Source organism: Thalassospira lohafexi (assembly GCF_002844275.1).
In the GTDB taxonomy this organism is placed as follows: domain Bacteria; phylum Pseudomonadota; class Alphaproteobacteria; order Rhodospirillales; family Thalassospiraceae; genus Thalassospira; species Thalassospira lohafexi.
The window spans coordinates 230,379-248,185 of the sequence record NZ_NXGX01000005.1 but is presented as its reverse complement, the minus strand read 5'-3'; the positions used below and the strand labels follow the sequence as shown (position 1 = coordinate 248,185).

The 17,807-nt window shown below is 54.1% G+C and carries 15 protein-coding genes and 1 tRNA gene; 14 read left to right on the top strand and 2 right to left on the bottom strand.

The window, feature by feature from the left end:
* Window positions 1-40: 40 nt before the first annotated feature.
* The gene (locus COO92_RS13635) at window positions 41-628 is read right to left on the bottom strand and encodes a YqaA family protein (RefSeq protein WP_022731548.1); all 588 of its coding nucleotides are present in this window, start codon (window positions 626-628) and stop codon (window positions 41-43) included.
* Between the two features lie 237 nt (window positions 629-865).
* Here COO92_RS13635 and COO92_RS13630 point away from each other — a divergent pair.
* Window positions 866-951: transfer RNA gene (locus COO92_RS13630), tRNA-Leu, on the top strand.
* Window positions 952-1,300: 349 nt separating this feature from the next.
* Here COO92_RS13630 and COO92_RS13625 read toward each other — a convergent pair.
* Window positions 1,301-1,996 (bottom strand): GntR family transcriptional regulator, encoded by a 696-nt coding sequence (locus tag COO92_RS13625; RefSeq protein ID WP_101302947.1) that lies wholly within the window; start codon window positions 1,994-1,996, stop codon window positions 1,301-1,303.
* Between the two features lie 177 nt (window positions 1,997-2,173).
* Here COO92_RS13625 and COO92_RS13620 point away from each other — a divergent pair, with 177 nt between their 5' ends.
* From COO92_RS13620 to COO92_RS13560, 13 genes are all read left to right on the top strand, one after another.
* A complete protein-coding gene (locus tag COO92_RS13620) occupies window positions 2,174-3,211 on the top strand; it encodes a C-terminal binding protein (RefSeq protein ID WP_240626436.1) in 1,038 nt (345 codons plus the stop codon).
* A 99-nt stretch (window positions 3,212-3,310) separates the two neighbouring features.
* Window positions 3,311-4,327, top strand: coding sequence for a TRAP transporter substrate-binding protein (locus tag COO92_RS13615; protein WP_101302945.1), 1,017 nt, complete (start codon window positions 3,311-3,313; stop codon window positions 4,325-4,327).
* 75 nt (window positions 4,328-4,402) lie between these two features.
* Window positions 4,403-5,002, top strand: coding sequence for a TRAP transporter small permease subunit (locus COO92_RS13610; protein ID WP_101302943.1), 600 nt, complete (start codon window positions 4,403-4,405; stop codon window positions 5,000-5,002).
* Window positions 4,995-6,323 carry a TRAP transporter large permease gene (locus COO92_RS13605; RefSeq protein ID WP_101302941.1) on the top strand — a complete coding sequence of 443 codons (1,329 nt, stop codon included), beginning with the start codon at window positions 4,995-4,997 and terminating at the stop codon, window positions 6,321-6,323. Before COO92_RS13610 ends, COO92_RS13605 begins: the two co-directional genes overlap by 8 nt.
* Window positions 6,324-6,338: 15 nt before the next feature.
* Window positions 6,339-7,946, top strand: a complete 1,608-nt coding sequence (locus tag COO92_RS13600) for a GMC family oxidoreductase (RefSeq protein ID WP_101302939.1) — start codon at window positions 6,339-6,341, stop codon at window positions 7,944-7,946.
* Window positions 7,947-7,983: 37 nt separating this feature from the next.
* Entirely contained in the window at window positions 7,984-8,832 is an 849-nt protein-coding gene (locus COO92_RS13595) for a fumarylacetoacetate hydrolase family protein (protein ID WP_165792364.1), read from the top strand.
* A 637-nt stretch (window positions 8,833-9,469) separates the two neighbouring features.
* Complete coding sequence (locus COO92_RS13590) at window positions 9,470-10,507, top strand: substrate-binding domain-containing protein (protein WP_101302937.1); 1,038 nt, start codon at window positions 9,470-9,472, stop codon at window positions 10,505-10,507.
* 124 nt (window positions 10,508-10,631) lie between these two features.
* Window positions 10,632-12,188, top strand: coding sequence for a sugar ABC transporter ATP-binding protein (locus COO92_RS13585; protein WP_101302935.1), 1,557 nt, complete (start codon window positions 10,632-10,634; stop codon window positions 12,186-12,188).
* Window positions 12,185-13,234 carry an ABC transporter permease gene (locus COO92_RS13580; RefSeq protein ID WP_101302933.1) on the top strand — a complete coding sequence of 350 codons (1,050 nt, stop codon included), beginning with the start codon at window positions 12,185-12,187 and terminating at the stop codon, window positions 13,232-13,234. Before COO92_RS13585 ends, COO92_RS13580 begins: the two co-directional genes overlap by 4 nt.
* 20 nt (window positions 13,235-13,254) lie before the next feature.
* Window positions 13,255-14,217, top strand: a complete 963-nt coding sequence (locus COO92_RS13575) for a sugar-binding transcriptional regulator (protein ID WP_165792363.1) — start codon at window positions 13,255-13,257, stop codon at window positions 14,215-14,217.
* A complete protein-coding gene (locus COO92_RS13570) occupies window positions 14,217-15,212 on the top strand; it encodes an aldo/keto reductase (RefSeq protein WP_101302930.1) in 996 nt (331 codons plus the stop codon). Before COO92_RS13575 ends, COO92_RS13570 begins: the two co-directional genes overlap by 1 nt.
* 11 nt (window positions 15,213-15,223) lie before the next feature.
* Entirely contained in the window at window positions 15,224-16,918 is a 1,695-nt protein-coding gene (locus COO92_RS13565) for a glycerol-3-phosphate dehydrogenase/oxidase (protein ID WP_101302928.1), read from the top strand.
* Between the two features lie 37 nt (window positions 16,919-16,955).
* Window positions 16,956-17,804: a class I fructose-bisphosphate aldolase gene (locus COO92_RS13560; protein WP_101302926.1), complete on the top strand. Its 849-nt coding sequence runs from the start codon at window positions 16,956-16,958 to the stop codon at window positions 17,802-17,804.
* Window positions 17,805-17,807: the final 3 nt, after the last annotated feature.

Sequence of the window (17,807 nt, the reverse complement as noted above, 5' to 3'; positions counted from 1 at the left end):
TGTCCGTATTGCGTGGATGCTGTTTGGGGCGGGGACGGCCTTAACCATGCGGCACAAGTTTGATCGCGGCAAAGCCACCAATAAGAACCACAACAAATATGGTGAAAAGGAGGCCCAATCGCCGTTCGATAAAATCGCGAATGGCCGGACCGAACTTCCAAATCAGGGCGGCAATGACAAAGAACCGTAATCCACGCGCAAAGATCGAGGCAACGGTAAAGACAACAGGATCAAGGGCCGTAACCCCCGACAGGATCGTGATGACTTTATAGGGGAACGGCGTCACACCGGCGATAAATACCGCCCAGGCACCCCATTCATTATAATAATCTCGGAACTGATCAAACTTCGCGGCATAACCATAAAGCTGAAGGACGGGCTGGCCCACGGCTTCAAACAGGAAGTAGCCTATGCCATAGCCAACCATCCCGCCAAGAACCGACCCGACAAGACAGATCAGCGCATAGCGCCATGCCTTGGTCGGTGCGGCAATAATCATGGGGATCAAAAGAATATCGGGTGGAATCGGAAAGACCGAGCTTTCAATCGCAGCGATGAAAAACAATGCCAACCCCGCGTGGCGGTGGGCGGCAAGATTCATGGTCCAGTCATACAGGCTGCGAAGCACGGCGGGTGCGCCTTCTAAATCTAAGTGTTATTTTATGAGTTGATCGAAATTTGACATGTGCCGGGTTTTTACCCGCCAAATACGCGCCGATCAAAGCGTATTTTGCCCCTAATCGCAACGCTGCAGTTCATTGTGGACTGGATCCTTGCATTTTTGCATAAACCCCCATTGACCCCACGAAAATTACAGCTATTATCCCGCCCGTTGATGGGGGTGCAGCATGCACCCATATAGCCTGCCCCTGTGGCGGAATTGGTAGACGCGGCAGACTCAAAATCTGTTTCTCTTTGAGAGTGGGAGTTCGATTCTCCCCGGGGGCACCATCACACTTTCCCTTGCTTTCAGCGATGTGATAATTGCGCCAGACACGCTCATTCCGTATCGGTGTTTCGGGGCGCTTTCTCAAAGATGGCTCGACGGGGCTTAAATTTCCCGCATTTCGTAGTGAAATAATACGCTGATACTCTAGGTGTTTAGTCTTGGCATTTGAGGTGATATCGACGGTTCGTTGCTTACCTGGAGCCATTGTTGTCGGTTATTGCATAGACTGTCTCAAGGTTTTCTTCACCTTCGTGACCTTCGGCGCGAAATCTCAAAGCCTTTTTTGCACAAGCCGCAGATAGCAGAGCGCACGCGAGTATCCATTATCTCCCACGAGCGCGATAAAAGTGATTACGACAGCAACATTGCATACTCTTCATCAGAGCGTCGGCGGCTTTTGGTCCGCTGGTTGATGTTCGCAGACGGCAGTGAAATCGACCGGTTGATCACCAGAATGTGCTCTTCGAGCAAGGCCTGCGCGTCATCAAACTGGCGTTTCGCCATCAAATCGCGCATCTGCGTGTGTTCGGCAAAGGAGCGCTGCCAGAAATCCCCTGCACCCGATTGCAAATGGGCGCGCAGAGCTTCCAGCGCCGTAGCCGTCAGATCATAGGCTTTTTCCAGATAGCGGTTGCCAGCATGACGCAGGATCACACGGTGATATGCACTGTCCGCACGGCTATAGAGCGTGAATTCCTGAACATCAATCGCGTGCTGCATTTGCACGATCGCCGCTGAAAGCCCTTGCACAAGACCGTCCGGGTCACGCACCAACGCGCTGCCGAGTGCCTCGCGCTCCAGCATTGCGCGAAAATGGCTCATCTCTTTGACGTCCTGCGGCGTGGGCGTAAAAACATACGTCCCGGCCTGCGGCACAATGCTGACCAGCCCCATATCGCGCAGATCTGTGAACGCCGCGCGCACGGGTGCTTTGCTCATGCCCAGCGCACGGGCAATCTGCTCCTCGGACAGCCGCTCGCCAAATTCAAGCTTGCCCGACACGATCGCACCGCGAAGTCGTTCACAAGCCTCTTGAGTGAGCGACACAGCACTCTCCTTCGCATTTTCAGATCAGTTCCGTGAGGGCAACAATTGCCATCAATCCCCTGATTTTGCTCAGCTATCAAACACCAAAGAATCACAGTTGACAAGTCATTAAAATTCTAGAATTCTAGAATGACGATTTGATGATACCTGATGCCGATGAACCCCGAAGAGGTCCTTATGTCACGCTTCCGCCTACTCACACCCGATGCCCAATATCCAGACGACGCGCAGATTGAGCGCCGCACGGCCGGTGATCAGGTCGACTGGAATATTTTCCGGGAACGTTTGCCGGAAAATATTCCGACCGATGTGCTGGGCACATGCGATGCGATGGTGGTGTGGCATGAAATGCCGGTTACCCGCGAGGTGATTGCAAAGCTTGCCCGTTGCCAGATCATTGTGCGCGCCGGTGTCGGATTTGATCATATTGATCTGGATGCCGCAGCCGAAGCGGGCATTCCTGTGTGCAACACGCCGGACTACGGCACAAGCGAGGTTGCCGATCATGCCATCGCGCTGATGCTGACGATGCGCCGTGGTATCGGTTCGTACCACAGAAACCTGATGGACTCGCCACGCGGCGGATTTGACCATGCCCGCGCCCCGCTGCTGGCCCGGCTTCGTGGCAAAACATTTGGCGTAGTCGGTCTTGGCCGCATTGGTATTGCCACGGCCCTTCGGGCAAAAGCATTCGGCATGCGCGTCCTGGCATATGACCCGCTGGTATCAAGAGGTACTGAAATTGCCGCCGGTGTCGACCGCTGTGACCGGCTTGAAGACCTTTTAGGGCAAAGTGATGTTGTCAGCCTGCATTGCCCGCTGACTGCTGAAAGCCACAAGATGATCAACGCCGAAAGGCTGGCCGCGATGCAGCCCCATGCGATACTGATCAACACCGCACGCGGCGCGATTATCGATATTGAGGCACTGCTTGATGCCTTGCGAAACGGCACGATCGCCGGTGCGGGTATTGATGTGCTGCCGGTCGAACCGCCTGCCGCCGAAGATGCAATCGCGCTGGCCTATGCCAATGGCAAGGATCCAATTGTCGGCGAGCGATTGTTTTTGACACCGCATGCGGCATGGTCGAGCCCTGAAAGTGTGGCGGACGCGCGCCGCCTCTCGGTTGAAACCGCAATGCAATATCTGCGCGACGGTACGTTACGCAATCTGGTTAACGCACCGGCGCAAACCCGTTTGAGCCAAGCTAGCTAATCTTGGCGCAGGCAGACAGTCTGACTTACGAACTGACTTGCTAAATGGTCCAAAGGCATGGGATCGCTAAAACATGCTTTAATCAGGGAGGAAAATATTATGAAAAAAACATATCTCGGCGTTGCTTTTGCAGCACTTCTGATGAGTGGCACCACAGCCGCAGCACAGGAATTTGATCTTACATTCCAGTCGGTTGATCCGGCCGGAAACCCCAACTTCGCCATTCAAAAAGAGTGGACCGAACGCGTTAATAAAATGTCGGGCGGGCGTATTGCCATCGAACTTCTGCCGGTTGGCGCGGTTGTTAATTACAGCGAGACACAGGAAGCTGTCGGCTCCGGTATTCTCGATGGCCACATCACCGATGTGAGCTATTTTTCAGGCAAGGACCCGGCATTTGGCCTTGTCGCCAATCCGATCGGCGCATGGTCCTCGCCTGATGAAATGTTCCGTTTCATCAATTATGGCGGTGGCTATGAGTTGATGAACGAACTTGAAGAACCTTACGGCCTGCATTTTGTCGGCGCGACCACAACCGGCCTTGAAGGCTTTGTGTCTGACCGCCCGCTTGACGGGGTTGCCGATCTTAAAGGCCTCAAAGTGCGCGCACCCGAAGGGCTCATTCAGGAAGTCTTTGCCGCTGCGGGTGCCGTTCCCGTGAACCTGCCCTATTCGGAAGTCTATACCTCGCTCGACAAGGGCGTGATTGATGCCGCCGATTCCACGGTGTTTTCAACCAACCATCAGCAGGGCCTGCACAAGGTTGCCGTTCACCCCGTTTATCCAGGATTCCATTCCATGCCGCTGGTTGAGGTGGCGATGAACCTTGAGAAATGGAATTCGATGCCCGAAGACCTGCAGGAGATCATGACCGTTTCCGTGCGTGACTTTGCGCAGGACGCCGTTGCCCAATTGTCGATGAATGATCTGAAAGCTGTGGCTGAAGCAAAAGCAGATCCATCCATCACCGTTCACAACTGGCCGGCCGAAGAACGCGCAAAATTCCGTACCATTGCAATGGACCAGTGGTCAAAAGTCGCTGCGAGCTCTGAAAATGCGCAAAAGGTCTACGATTTGCTGACCGAATATCTGGAATCGCAAGGTCTGTTGGACTGACACAATGCTTCCGGGCGCGTTGATCGCGCCCGGATATTTTCCGATCATCACTCCGATTGAAACGATTGGCCAGCCATGTCCGCGCCCCTCGATCATAAACCTACCGTACCCGATATGCTGCAAACCGATGCGCCTCAACCAGAAGCCCTGTCGCAGGCCGGATGGCTTGGACGCGCCATAACAGTCGCCGCCCGCGTATTTGCGGTCTGTATCCTTGCGGCCATGGCGATTCTCGTAACCGAGGTTTTCCTGCGTTACGTGTTCAATCGGCCGACGATATGGGCGCATGAGACAACCATATTCTTAAGTGCGCTCACCTTTATCTTTGGCGGGCTTTACTGTGTTGCACGCAATACGCATATCCGCGTTGTCCTGATTTATGATGTTGTCAGGTCGCCTGTGCGCCATGTGCTCGATGTGGTCATTTCAATCGCCTGTCTGGGGGCCAGCCTGTTTTTCGCATGGGCCTCGTGGTTGATGGTTAAAAAGGCGATGTTCCGCCCAGACGGTAGCTTCGCTCTGGAAACCAGCGGAAGTGCCTGGAACTCACCGGCACCCGCCGTTTTGAAAATGTTCCTGCTATGCGTGCTCGTTACCATGAGTTTCCAGTTTCTCATCCTGACGTTCAATTACGCACGCGGCACCAAAGCGCCAAAAGGGCATGACAATGTTTGACCTTCTTGATCTTGGACTGAACCTCAAGGCACTGGGGATCGGTTGGGGAACATTGCTGATGTTCGCCCTTCTGGTTGTGCTGTTGTTGACCGGAACGCCGCTTGCCATGGTGACCCTGTTTGTCGCATTGATTTTTGCGGTGGGCTGGTTCGGCCCAAACTCGGTGCCTTTGATTACCAGCCGCGTTTACAGTTTCGTGTCATCCTTTGTGTTTGTCTCGGTGCCAATGTTCGTGCTGATGGCGGCAATCCTCGACCGTTCGGGCATTGCGCGTGACCTGTTTGACGCGATGAAACTCGTCGGCGGCCGCCTTCGTGGCGGGGTTGCCGTCCAGACGATTTTCGTGGCTGTCATTCTTGCGGCAATGAGCGGCATTATCGGCGGTGAAATTGTACTACTCGGCCTTGTCGCCCTGCCACAGATGCTGCGCCTTGGCTACAATCGGCGCCTGGCAATAGGTGTTGTGTGCGCCGGTGGTTCGCTGGGGACAATGGTGCCGCCCTCCATCGTCCTGATCATTTACGGCCTGACGGCCAATATCTCGGTCGGTGATCTTTTCACCGCGGCTTTCCTGCCGGGTTTCATGCTGGCCGGACTTTATGTCGCCTATGTTCTCTTGCGTTCCTATCTTGATCCGAACGCCGCACCGCCGACGCCGGTGGAGCGTGTATCTTTCCGCGAGAACCTCCCGCTGCTGCGTGGTCTCGTTTTACCATTTCTAGTCGTATTTTCTGTGCTGGGATCGATTTATGGTGGCATTGCTTCGGTCACTGAGGCGTCCGCCATCGGGGTTGCAGGTGTGATTGTTTCGACCATTTTGCGCCGGGAATTCTCGTTCCGCATGCTGCTGGATGCTGCACTGCATACCTTGGCAACAGTCGGAATGATCATGTGGATCGGCATCGGCGCAAGCGCACTCGTCGGCGTTTATAATCTCATGGGCGGCATCCGCTTTATTTCGCAGCTGATTACCGGCGTTTCAGATCAGCCCATGATGATCATCCTATTCATGATGCTGATTCTTTTCATCCTCGGCATGTTTCTTGACTGGGTCGGCATCGCGCTTTTGACCATGCCCATTTTCGTGCCGATCATTCTTGAACTTGGGTATGATCCGGTCTGGTTTGGTGTGTTGTTTGCGATGAACATGCAGGTTTCTTTCCTGACACCGCCGTTCGGGCCCGCCGCATTTTATCTGAAAAGCGTGACCCCGCCCGACATCACGCTTGGCGAGATATTCAGATCGCTTGCGCCGTTCATTTGCCTTCAGGTCCTGGCCGTCGGCCTTCTGATCCTGTTTCCGGCAATCGCAATTTACTAATTCCCAGGTACCGACATGACACGCACTTTAGACGGCGAGTACGATTATATCATCATTGGTGCGGGTACGGCTGGATGCGTATTGGCAAACCGGCTGAGCGACAACCCGGCCCACCGCGTTTTGCTTATTGAGGCAGGCGGCAAAGACAATTATCCGTGGATCCACATTCCTGTCGGCTACCTCTACTGCATGGGCAATCCGCGCACCGACTGGATGATGAAAACCACTAAAGAGGCAGGCTTGAACGGGCGCCAGCTGGCGTATCCGCGCGGCAAGGTTCTGGGTGGATGCAGCTCAATCAACGGCATGATTTATATGCGCGGGCAGGCCGCCGATTATGACGGCTGGGCACAGATCGGAAATACCGGTTGGGGTTGGGATGATGTCCTTCCGTATTTTATCCGATCCCAGGACCGGCCCGATGGGGATGGCAAAATCCACGGCAAGGGTGGCGAATGGAAAGTCGCCCGCCAACGCCTTAAATGGGATCTGCTCGATGATTTTCAGCGTGCCGCTCAAGAAATGGGCGTGCCACCGACCGATGATTTTAACGGCGGTGATAATGAGGGGGCCGGTTATTTCGAGGTTAACCAGAATGCCGGGCGCCGCTGGAGTGCGGCACGGGCCTTTCTCAAACCGGCTCTCAAACGCCCCAATCTGCGCCTTCTAACCCATGCCCATGTTCAAAAAATCACATTTGAGGATGGCCGCGCGAATGCCGTGACAATAACGCATAAAGGTTCTGTTTTTCAGGCGACGGCAAAATCGGAGATCATTCTTGCCGCTGGTGCAATCCATTCCCCGGCACTGCTTGAAGCATCGGGCATCGGTCAGGGTGAACGCCTTAAAAATGCAGGTATTGATGTGCATCGCGATATGCCCGATGTTGGCGAAAACCTGCAAGATCATCTACAGCTGCGGATGATTTTCCGGGTTGAAAATGCCCGCACGCTTAATCAGGTCGCCAATTCATGGGCGGGTAAAATCGGCATGGGGGCGCGTTATTTGTGGAACCGGTCGGGCCCGTTATCCATGGCGCCCAGCCAGTTTGGCATTTTCACCAAAAGCAGTGCGGAAATCGCAACGCCGGATCTTGAATATCATATTCAGCCGCTGTCCACCGACAAGCTGGGAGAGCCGCTTCATCCTTATCCGGCGGTGACGGTATCGGTGTGCAACCTGCGCCCCGAAAGCCGTGGTTCGACCCACATATCAAGCACCGGACCATCAGCACACCCCGAGATTTCACCGCGTTATCTTAGTGCCCGTCGCGATGTGGAGGTTGCGGTTTGCGCGCTGCGTCAGGCGCGGAACTTGATGACCATGCCGGCATTGAAAAAATATGCCCCGCACGAAAACCTTCCGGGGGCGGACATCACAGACGATGCCAGTCTGGCGCGTGCCGCCGGAGATATCGGCACAACCATTTTCCATCCCGTTGGCACCTGCCGCATGGGCGTTGATGACGCTGCGGTGGTTGACCCGCAATTGCGGGTGCGCGGTGTGACCGGTCTGCGCGTTGTTGATGCGTCGATCATGCCGCGCATCGTATCGGGCAACACCGCGTCACCAGTGGTGATGATCGCGGAAAAAGCCGCCGACATGATTTTGCGCTCTGCCTGAGCGCACACCTAAAAGACCATTTTGAAAGGACTGAAGTATGAAGTTTCTCCGCCACGGCCCCATCGGAAGTGAAAAGCCCGGATGCCTTGATTATGAAGGCAACATACGCGATCTTTCCGCCGTGATTGCCGATTTCACACCAGAAACCGTGACCTGCGAACAACTGGCGGCATTGGCGGAGCGCGATCTATCGGATTTGCCGATCATTGATCCCGCCACGCGCATCGGTCCGTGCGTTGGTGCGGCACGCAACTTTTATGCGGTGGGATTGAATTACGCCCGCCATGCGCGCGAAACCAACAATCCCGAGCCGAAAGAACCCGTTCTTTTTTCAAAATCAACATCAAGCATTTGCGGGCCAAATGATCCTATCATTTTGCCGCGCGGCTCTGAGAAAACCGACTGGGAAGTCGAACTGGGCATCATCATCGGCCGCCCGTGCAGTTATGTCAGCCAAGAAGAAGCGCTGGACTACGTTGCCGGTTTTTGTACGATCAACGATGTCAGCGAGCGCGCCTATCAGATCGAGCGCGGCGGCCAATGGATCAAAGGAAAATCAGCCCCGAATTTCGGCCCGCTTGGCCCGTGGCTGGTCACGCCCGACGAAGCAGGCGATCCCCAAAATCTGGGTTTAAGCCTTTCGGTCAATGGCGAGACGGTGCAGAACAGCTCAACCGCCGACATGATTTTCTCTGTGGCGGAAATCATATCTTATATGTCTGGCTTCATGCGTCTTATGCCGGGCGATATTATTGCAACCGGAACGCCGGAAGGTGTCGGTCTGGGCCTTACACCGCCGCGCTTTTTGAGTGCTGGTGATATTGTCGAACTGTCTGTCGAGGGGCTTGGCACACAGCGACAGACTGTTGTGGCAAATGACCAATGACAATTTGTTCTGATATCTGTGGTTAACGCCATTCATGACGTCAACTCTGTCAGAAATTTTTAAAACGCCGGAGCTCTGACGTCAGAAAATGACAGGTGAGTTGCCCGTTGTGTGCGGCCTGTTTTGCGGAACATTCGGGGTGCTCAAAATCTGTTTTGCTCAGTGAGTGGGAGTTCGTTTTTCCCACGGGCAGCATTACTTTCAAAACCCAACCTGAAAAGGTTGGGTTTTGTTGTTTCTGGGGTTTGTGTGGTTTTGATCGATCAATTTGATCGACGTGCGATCATACCGAGAGCCGGGCTGCAAACGGTGGAAAGCTTTGTTCATGGTGTTTGAAAAACACAGTGAAGGCATTAGTTCGGGCCGCGTCGTCGAAACATCACACCGAATTTAAGACCATCAACTTTGGCAAAGAAGGCTTTGGAAAATTTTTCTCAGGCAGAGTTAACCATTGGTAATCAACGGTTACACGTCGAACCAATGGGTTGAAATATATTTCATATTGACTCCCGAAATGGGATCAACCCAAATGGATGGTAGATATTTCGATCAATGAAATATCTACCATAAATAACATTTTGCGAACCGTGCCGCGTTGTGAAGAGCCCGGATTTGGTTACGCATTAGGGAGGATAACATGAAAATCAAATCAATGCTGCTGGGAACAGCAGCGGCTGCTTTTATGACTCTTACCACGTCGTCGGCGATGGCCCAGGACGGCAATAAAAGTGCATTCCAGTGTGAGCCGGGCGAGCTTTACGTCATGAACGTCATGGTCAGCGGCGTTGAGTACTGGTTCCCGGTCTATGAGATGTTCAAACAGGCTGCCCAGCAAATGGGCTGCGAAACGGCATATACCGGCACCCCGGAATATGACGTGAACAAGCAAATCGCCACCTTTGAACAGGTTCTGGCCCGTCAGCCAGCCGGCATCATGGTGCATCCGATGAACTCTGACCCGTTCATCGCCCCGATTGACCGCGCGGTTGAGCAGGGTGTTGCGGTTGTGACCTTTGCCGCGGATTCCCCGAATTCGAAACGGTCCGCCTACATCACCTCTAACAACGACCGCGAAGGTGCGGCTGCCGCCGATGCCATTGCCGATGCCATGGGTGGTAAGGGCGAATATGCCGTTTTGGAAAACCCGGGACAGGATAACCATGACCGCCGTGTATCGGCCTTCATTGCCCGCATGGAAGAAAAATACCCGGACATGAAACTGGTGGCGCGCGCGGCATCCAATCAGGACCCGACCAAGGCCTATAACGCGGTTCTGACCATGCATCAGGCCCACCCGGATCTTGGTGCGGTCTTTATGCCCGAAGCCAACAGTGCCCTTGGTGCCGCACAGGCCGCCATTGAAACCAAGGCCGATATCAAGGTCATGACCGCCGATGTGAATGCCAAAATTCTCGACATGATCAAAGCAGGCGAAGTGTTTGGCTCAATCAACCCGAACCAGGGTATTCAAGGTTATATGGGCTTTATTTCGCTCTTTCTGGCAGCCCATCCTGATCTGATTGATCCGATGAACGACTACAAACGTTCGGGCACCAACCCGATGATGGTGCCTTATATCGATAATGGCTATGCGGTGGTCACGGCTGAAAACGCCGATGATTTTTATTGGGAAGCCTATCTCAAACGTCGCGGTACCAAAGGTATCGAAGAATAAAAGGACACACGCATCTGACCGCTATGCCCATGGCGGTCAGAACACCCTTCCTTTCGGTTACTCCCACGTATTTTCCACCGAAAGGAAGGGGTGCCCTTCTTTCCAGCGTAAGGCATTTCGTTCAATGCAGCCCATTCTTGAAGTCCACGATATCCATAAATCATTCGGCGCGGTGCACGCCCTGCGGGGTGTTAATCTATCGCTGATGCCCGGCGAAGTTCATGCCCTCATGGGCGAAAACGGTGCCGGTAAATCGACACTGATGAACATCCTAAGCGGTGTTTTCCCCCCCGATCAGGGGCGGATCCATTTTAAGGGACGCGACATCGTCCTGCCCGACCCGGCAAAGGCACAGGCCCATGGCATTGGCCTGGTGCATCAGGAAATTGCACTATGTCCTGATATATCGGTGGCCGAAAACATCCTGATGGCGGCAACAAATGCACGCACATCCTTTTTGATGAACGATCGCGAAGTCCGCGCACGGGCCGAAAAAGTTCTGGCCGACCTGATCCCGATTCCGGTTGATGAAAAGGTCGGCGACCTGCCGATTGCCAGCCAGCAAATTGTCGAAATTGCCAAGGCCCTGACACTTGATTGCGATGTTCTGATCTTTGACGAACCAACCGCGGCGCTGACCGATACAGAGGCCGAGGCGCTGTTTCGCATCATTGCCGATCTGAAATCGCGCAACATCGGCATCATTTACATCAGTCATCGCATGGCCGAGATTTTTGCAATTTCGGATCGCATCACCGTATTTCGGGACGGGGCGTTTGTTGACACGCTGATGACGGCGCAAACCAATCCCGATGAAATCGCAACCAAGATGGTTGGGCGTGAAATCCTTAATCAGTTTCCGGCAAAGAACCCGGATCTGACGGCGCAAACATCCTGTTTGTTGTCAGTGCGCAATCTGTCGGATGGCGGGGTTTTACGTGATGTCAGCTTTGACCTGCGCAAAGGCGAGGTCCTTGGCCTTGGCGGCTTGATTGGGGCGGGGCGCAGCGAAACCGCACACGCGATTTGCGGTCTTGGCCGTAAAACAAATGGCGACATTACCATGCACGGCAAACCGTTCGAAGTCGGTGACTATTCAGACAGCATTCGAAACGGTTTGGTCTATCTGTCCGAAGACCGTAAGGGATCAGGTGTTTTCCTTGATCTTTCGATTGCAGCAAACATCACCGCCCTTGATCTTCGCCACGTTAGTGCAAATGGCTTTGTCCGGCATAAGGCCGAAACCACACGGGCCGAGGAACTGGGGCGGTTATTATCGCTACGCTGTGAAAATGTCAGCCAGCCGGTCTCATCCCTCAGTGGTGGCAATCAGCAAAAAGTGGCAATTGCGAAAATGCTGTCGGTCCATCCCGAGATCATCATTTTTGATGAACCAACCCGCGGTGTCGATGTCGGGGCAAAAAGCGAAATCTATACAATTTTGCGCAATTTGGCCGCCGATGGTGTCGGTGTTCTGGTGATTTCATCGGAAATGCCAGAACTGATCGGCCTGTGTGATCGCATTCTGGTCCTGCACGAAGGCAAGATCGCCGGCCAGGTCGAAAATGACCTGATGACCGAAGAAGAAATCATGAAGCTGGCGTCGGGCATCGCATGCCAAAGCACGTCACAAAACATCGGTCAAAGCATGAACGCGACCACAGGGGGGATGGCGTCATGACGTCGGCCAAGGCACTTAAAACCGAAACCAAATCTGAAACAAACAAACCGGAGGCAACCGCAGTGCAGAACGGTGTGCATAACCGGATGCTTGGCATTTTCAAGGCCCGCGAAGCCGGTCTTGTTGCCATCATCCTGATCATTTGCATCGCGATGAGCTTTGCTTCGCCCTATTTCCTGACCTGGCAGAATTTCCGCGCCATGCTGCTGTCCTTTTCGATTGAGGGCATTGTCGTTGTCGGCATGACCATTTTGTTGATCGTCGGGGGAATTGACCTGTCTGTCGGCTCGGTTGTCTGTCTGGCGATGGTGATTGGCGGCAAGCTGTTTTTGATGGGGCTTGATCCATGGTCGGCCAGCCTGATTGCCGTGCTTGCCTGTGGTTTTATCGGGTATCTGATGGGGCAATGCGTGACCCGGATCGGACTGCATTTCTTTATCGTATCGCTGGCGTTCATGGTGATTGCACGCGGCCTGTCACTGTTGATTACCAAGGGCACCCCGCAGTCGCTGTTTTCGCTGCCGCCAAGTTTTAAGTTCATCGGTCAGGGCGACATTGCCGGCATGCCGTTTGTCATCATCCTGTTCTTTGGGATTGTGGTGTTCTTTGACTTGCTGTTGCGCCACTCAACACTGTTTCGAAAAGTCTATTACACCGGCAGTAATGAAAAAGCCGCCCTGTTTTCAGGCATTAAGACCAAACGCATCAAGATCGTCTGCTCGACCCTGTGCGGGCTGTTGTCCGGGGTGGCCGGGGTTGTCTATATGGCGCGCTTTGGGGCCGCAACCCCGCAATTTGGCATCGGCATGGAGCTAAGTGTCATTGCCGCAGCCGTGATTGGCGGCGCCAGCCTCAATGGCGGGGCCGGGACGATTTTCGGGGCGGTTCTGGGGGCGGCGTTGCTGTCGCTGGTGACAAGTTCGCTGATCCTTCTTGATGTGCCGGTGTACTGGCAGGACATCATTCGTGGCCTGATCCTTTTGGTGGCGGTGTCTGCGGATCATTTGCTTAACAAGCGCAAACGCAGCACATCGACCAAATCGTAATGGCGTCAGGAACAAATATCATGACCAACAGCACAGAATTTGAACGCCTGCGACGTCTGCATAAGGTCCTTGTGATGTTCTATGAACAGAACATTTCACAGGCAAAGATCGCGGAAATGACCGGTCTGTCACACACCACCGTGAACCGGTTGGTCAAGGAAGGGCAGGAACGTGGACTGGTGGAAATTACGGTGAAATCGCCGTTTGGCAATATGACCGACCTTGGTGCGATCATCGCCGAACTGGGGCGGATCGAAAATGCAATTGTCGTGCCCGAAGTTTCCACCGATCCACAGATTACCATTAAATCGACCGCCGATGCCGCCGTTGCTGCCCTGTTTGAAACGCTGCAAGATGGCATGACCATTGCCATTTCCGGCGGGGTCGGTGTCAGCGCCATTGTCGAGGCGATGAAACCCAAACGCAGCTATGACGTCACCGTCGTTCCGGCGACCGGCGGGGTTCAGGGGAAATATTACACCGACGTCAATCACGTTTCGATGGCGATGGCCGAAAAGCTTGGCGGCCGCGCATTGCAGTTGCATGCGCCGATCATTGCCGGATCGCGTGAAGCGCGTGACACATTGCTTGATGTGCGCTCAATCCGCGACGTGTTTGATACGGCCCGTACCGCCGATATCGCGGTGATGGGGATTGGGTCGGTGCGTGAAACCACATCGACCTATCTGTCGCTTGATGGCGATATTGACCGCGACGACGTTCTGGGGGCCGGGGCCTGTGGGGAATTGCTGGCCCATTTGATCAATGCAGATGGCAAACCCTGTGACTATCCGGCCAATGAGCGGGTGGTGGCCCTGTCACTTGATGAATTGCGGCAGATACCCCACCGCTTTGCGATTGCCAGCGGGCAACACAAGGCCGAACCGATTGCCTCGATCCTGCGCGGCGACTTCCTGACCACTTTGGCAATAGACGAGCAAACCGCCTATGCGGTGACCGACATTCTAAAAGGAGATGCCTAATGGCACAGCTTATTCGTGAAATTGGAAAATCCGGTGTATCTGCGTCGGCCATCGGTCTTGGCACGTGGGCCATGGGGGGCTGGATGTGGGGCGGGCATGATGATGCCAATTCCATCAAGGCCATTCAGGCATCGGTTGATGCCGGGATTACCATGATTGATACTGCCCCGGCATACGGCCTTGGCCGCGCCGAAGAACTGGTCGGCAAGGCCGTTGAGGGCCGCCGCGATCAGGTGGTGATTGCCACCAAATGCGGTATGGTCTGGGATACCGATAAGGGGAACTATTTTGTCGATGAACATGACAAAAAAATTCATCGTTATCTTGGTGCGGAATCGGTTCGTGCCGAGCTGGAAACCAGCCTGAAACGTCTGCGCACCGATTATATCGACCTTTACATTACCCATTGGCAGGACCCGACCACACCGATTTCCGAAACCATGGGCGTGCTCGAAGACCTCAAACGCGAAGGCAAAATCCGCGCAATCGGCATCAGCAACGTCAATGCCGATGAAATGGCGCAATACCTCGCCAGCGGCCAGCTTGATTGCATTCAGGAATGCTACAACATGCTGGAACGCAAGCTCGAAGATCAGCTCGTACCGATGTGTCTTGAAAATAATGTCGCGGTACTCAGCTATTCCTCGATGGCGCTGGGGCTTTTGTCGGGCAAAATCGGACCCGACCGCGTGTTCGAAGGCGACGACCTCCGCCGCGAAAATCCAAAATTTTCTGTTGAGAACCGTCAACGGATTGCCGACTTCATGAAGGTCCTGCAACCCATTGCGGAGGCTCATAATGTCGAACCGGGGCAGGTTGTCATTGCCTGGACCATTGCCCAGCCCGGCATCACGTTTTCACTCTGCGGGGCCCGTAATCCGGCCCAGGCCATTGAAAACGCCCGTGCGGGTGAAATCACACTTTCCACAGATGAACTGACGGTCATTGACAGTGCAATTGAGGCCCATCTTGGTCCTGTTGCGCGTGCAGCCTGATTGATTGTGTGATGACGCATAGTTCACAAGTTACTGCCATACCCAAACGCACCACGGTGGTGGTGATTGGGGGCGGGATCAACGGGATCAGTGTGTTCCGGGATCTTGCCCTTCAGGGGGTTGATGTTGTGCTGCTTGAACAGGGGGATTTTTGTTCTGGGGCCAGTGCCGCACTGTCGCGGATGGTCCACGGTGGGTTGCGCTATCTTGAAAATGGTGAATTTCGTTTGGTGCGTCAGTCTTTGCAGGAACGCGATTTCCTGCTGCGTAATGCGCCGCACTATGTGTTCCCGTTACCAACACTGGTGCCGATTTTTGATCTTTTCCACGGATCTTTTGCGTCACTAAAACGCTTTATCGGCTTGGGAAAGGGACCATCACGCCGGTCGGCTGTCATGATCAAGATCGGTTTGATGCTCTATGACTGGCTGTCGCGCAAAAGTCGTTCCATGCCCGCACATAAATTCGTATCTGGTCGGAAATTGCGCGCGATGTCGCCGTCGATAACCCCCGATGCCCGATTTGGGGCAATCTATTACGATGCGTGGGTAAAATATCCCGAACGGCTCGGTGTCGAGATGATCCTTGATACCGAGGCAGCCTGTCCGGATGCGCGTGCTTTTTCCTATGTCGGGGTCGAAAAGGTCGATGGGGCTGATATCCATTGGCGTGATCGCCTGACCGGCGAGGTCGGAACCATCACCCCCGATCTGGTGGTCAATGCCACCGGGGCCTGGGTTGATTTCACCAATCAGGCATTGGCCGGTGATCAGGCCAACAATACCCCGCGTTTCGTGCGCGGGACCAAGGGGTCACATCTGATGATCCGTAACGCCCAACTGGCCAACGCTCTTGGCGATCAGATGGTCTATTACGAAAATGCCGATGGCCGGATTTGCATTGCGTTTAACTATCTTGGGGTGTCGCTGGTCGGATCAACCGATATCCTGATTGATGATCCCGAACTGGCCCGCTGCGAAGCCAGCGAAAAAGACTACATGCTAAGTGCGCTGCGCTTTGTCTTTCCTGATATTGATGTCGCCCGCGATGATATTGTTCATGTCTTTACCGGTGTGCGTCCCTTGCCGGTCAGTGATGCCGATGCCACCGGACGGATCAGCCGTGATCATTCACACCGCGAACAGGAACCCGACGAAAAACGTAATTTTCCGGTCATCAGCCTGATTGGCGGAAAATGGACAACGTTCCGGGTGTTTGGCGAAGAAATCACCGATGTTGTCTTAAAACGTTTGGGGCGGAAACGTCGTTGCCGGACCACTGATCTTTGCATTGGTGGGGGGCGCAATTTCCCACCGGTCGGGAAGGATCAGCAACGCTGGCTGGATACCGTCCTTGGTGATCTGACGATGGATCGTCAGGTTTTTGAACGTCTTGTCGAACGTTATGGCAGTCGTGCCATTGACGTTGCACGGTTCTGTCAGGCTGAAAAGGATGCACCGTTAAACGCGGTGCCAACATACAGCCAGCGTGAAATCGAATTCCTGATCCGCAATGAAAATGTTCGCAGCCTGTCTGACATTGTATTGCGCCGCACCGCCATCGGGCTTGAAGGCGGCATTTCCCAAAATTTGATCGACGAAATCGGGGACCTGATGGCCACGGTTCTGGGGTGGTCCAACGCCGACCTTGATCGTCATAAATCTTTGCTCACCGACGAAATGGGCAAGAAACACAGCATTGTCTGAATGAAGTGCCGGGAACACCCCGGCCAGAGGAGGAAACATGTTTGTATCGAAAAAAGTCCGTCTTAATCGTTTGATGAAAAACGGCCGTTGTCTTGATGTCGCCATTGATCACGGTGTCTGTAACGAACCAAGTTTCATGGTCGGTCTGGAAGACGTCCAGTCGGTGGTTAACACGCTGGTCGATGCGGGGCCTGATGCCATTCAGATGAACTATGGCCAGTCGGACCTGTTACAGGAACTTCCCGGTGAAAACCGCCCGGCATTGGTCATGCGCGTTGATATGGGCAATCCTTATAACAAGGAACGCCATCGGTCGATGTGGGCGGTCATGCAAAATGAAACCGACCCGATCTTGCCTGCCTTGCGCATGGATGCGGCTTGCGTTGTCGTTAATCTTTTCATGCTGCCCGATGAGCCGGATCTGTTCCGTCAGTGCGTAAAAAACATCTCAAAACTGGGCAATGACTGCGAAAAATACGGTATGCCGCTTATGATCGAACCACTTGTCATGCAGCCTAACAGTGCACGTGGTGGCTATCTGGTGGATGGCGATACGCAAAAAGTCACGACACTGGTCCGTCTGGCGCGTGAAATGGGCGCTGATATCATCAAGGCCGACCCGACCGACAATCCCGATGATTTCCATCATGTGGTACAGGCCGCACGCTGTCCGGTGCTGGTGCGCGGCGGTGGCAAGGCCGACCTTCGAACTGTGTTTGATAATTCGGCGGCTTTGATGGCGCAAGGGGCGCACGGTATGGTCTATGGCCGAAACATTTATCAACACGACAATCCCAAGGCGGTGGTCGCGGCCCTCATGGCGATGATCCACGATGGTGCGGATGGACAGGCCGCGTGGGACATCTATAGCGGGTTTGAAGGTTAAGGC

Coding starts and splice junctions, on each gene's coding strand:
- COO92_RS13620 (WP_240626436.1), top strand. CDS start 2,174: ATGTCACGCTTCCGCCTACTCACACCCGATGCCCAATATCCAGACGAC.
- COO92_RS13615 (WP_101302945.1), top strand. CDS start 3,311: ATGAAAAAAACATATCTCGGCGTTGCTTTTGCAGCACTTCTGATGAGT.
- COO92_RS13610 (WP_101302943.1), top strand. CDS start 4,403: ATGTCCGCGCCCCTCGATCATAAACCTACCGTACCCGATATGCTGCAA.
- COO92_RS13605 (WP_101302941.1), top strand. CDS start 4,995: ATGTTTGACCTTCTTGATCTTGGACTGAACCTCAAGGCACTGGGGATC.
- COO92_RS13600 (WP_101302939.1), top strand. CDS start 6,339: ATGACACGCACTTTAGACGGCGAGTACGATTATATCATCATTGGTGCG.
- COO92_RS13595 (WP_165792364.1), top strand. CDS start 7,984: ATGAAGTTTCTCCGCCACGGCCCCATCGGAAGTGAAAAGCCCGGATGC.
- COO92_RS13590 (WP_101302937.1), top strand. CDS start 9,470: ATGAAAATCAAATCAATGCTGCTGGGAACAGCAGCGGCTGCTTTTATG.
- COO92_RS13585 (WP_101302935.1), top strand. CDS start 10,632: ATGCAGCCCATTCTTGAAGTCCACGATATCCATAAATCATTCGGCGCG.
- COO92_RS13580 (WP_101302933.1), top strand. CDS start 12,185: ATGACGTCGGCCAAGGCACTTAAAACCGAAACCAAATCTGAAACAAAC.
- COO92_RS13575 (WP_165792363.1), top strand. CDS start 13,255: ATGACCAACAGCACAGAATTTGAACGCCTGCGACGTCTGCATAAGGTC.
- COO92_RS13570 (WP_101302930.1), top strand. CDS start 14,217: ATGGCACAGCTTATTCGTGAAATTGGAAAATCCGGTGTATCTGCGTCG.
- COO92_RS13565 (WP_101302928.1), top strand. CDS start 15,224: ATGACGCATAGTTCACAAGTTACTGCCATACCCAAACGCACCACGGTG.
- COO92_RS13560 (WP_101302926.1), top strand. CDS start 16,956: ATGTTTGTATCGAAAAAAGTCCGTCTTAATCGTTTGATGAAAAACGGC.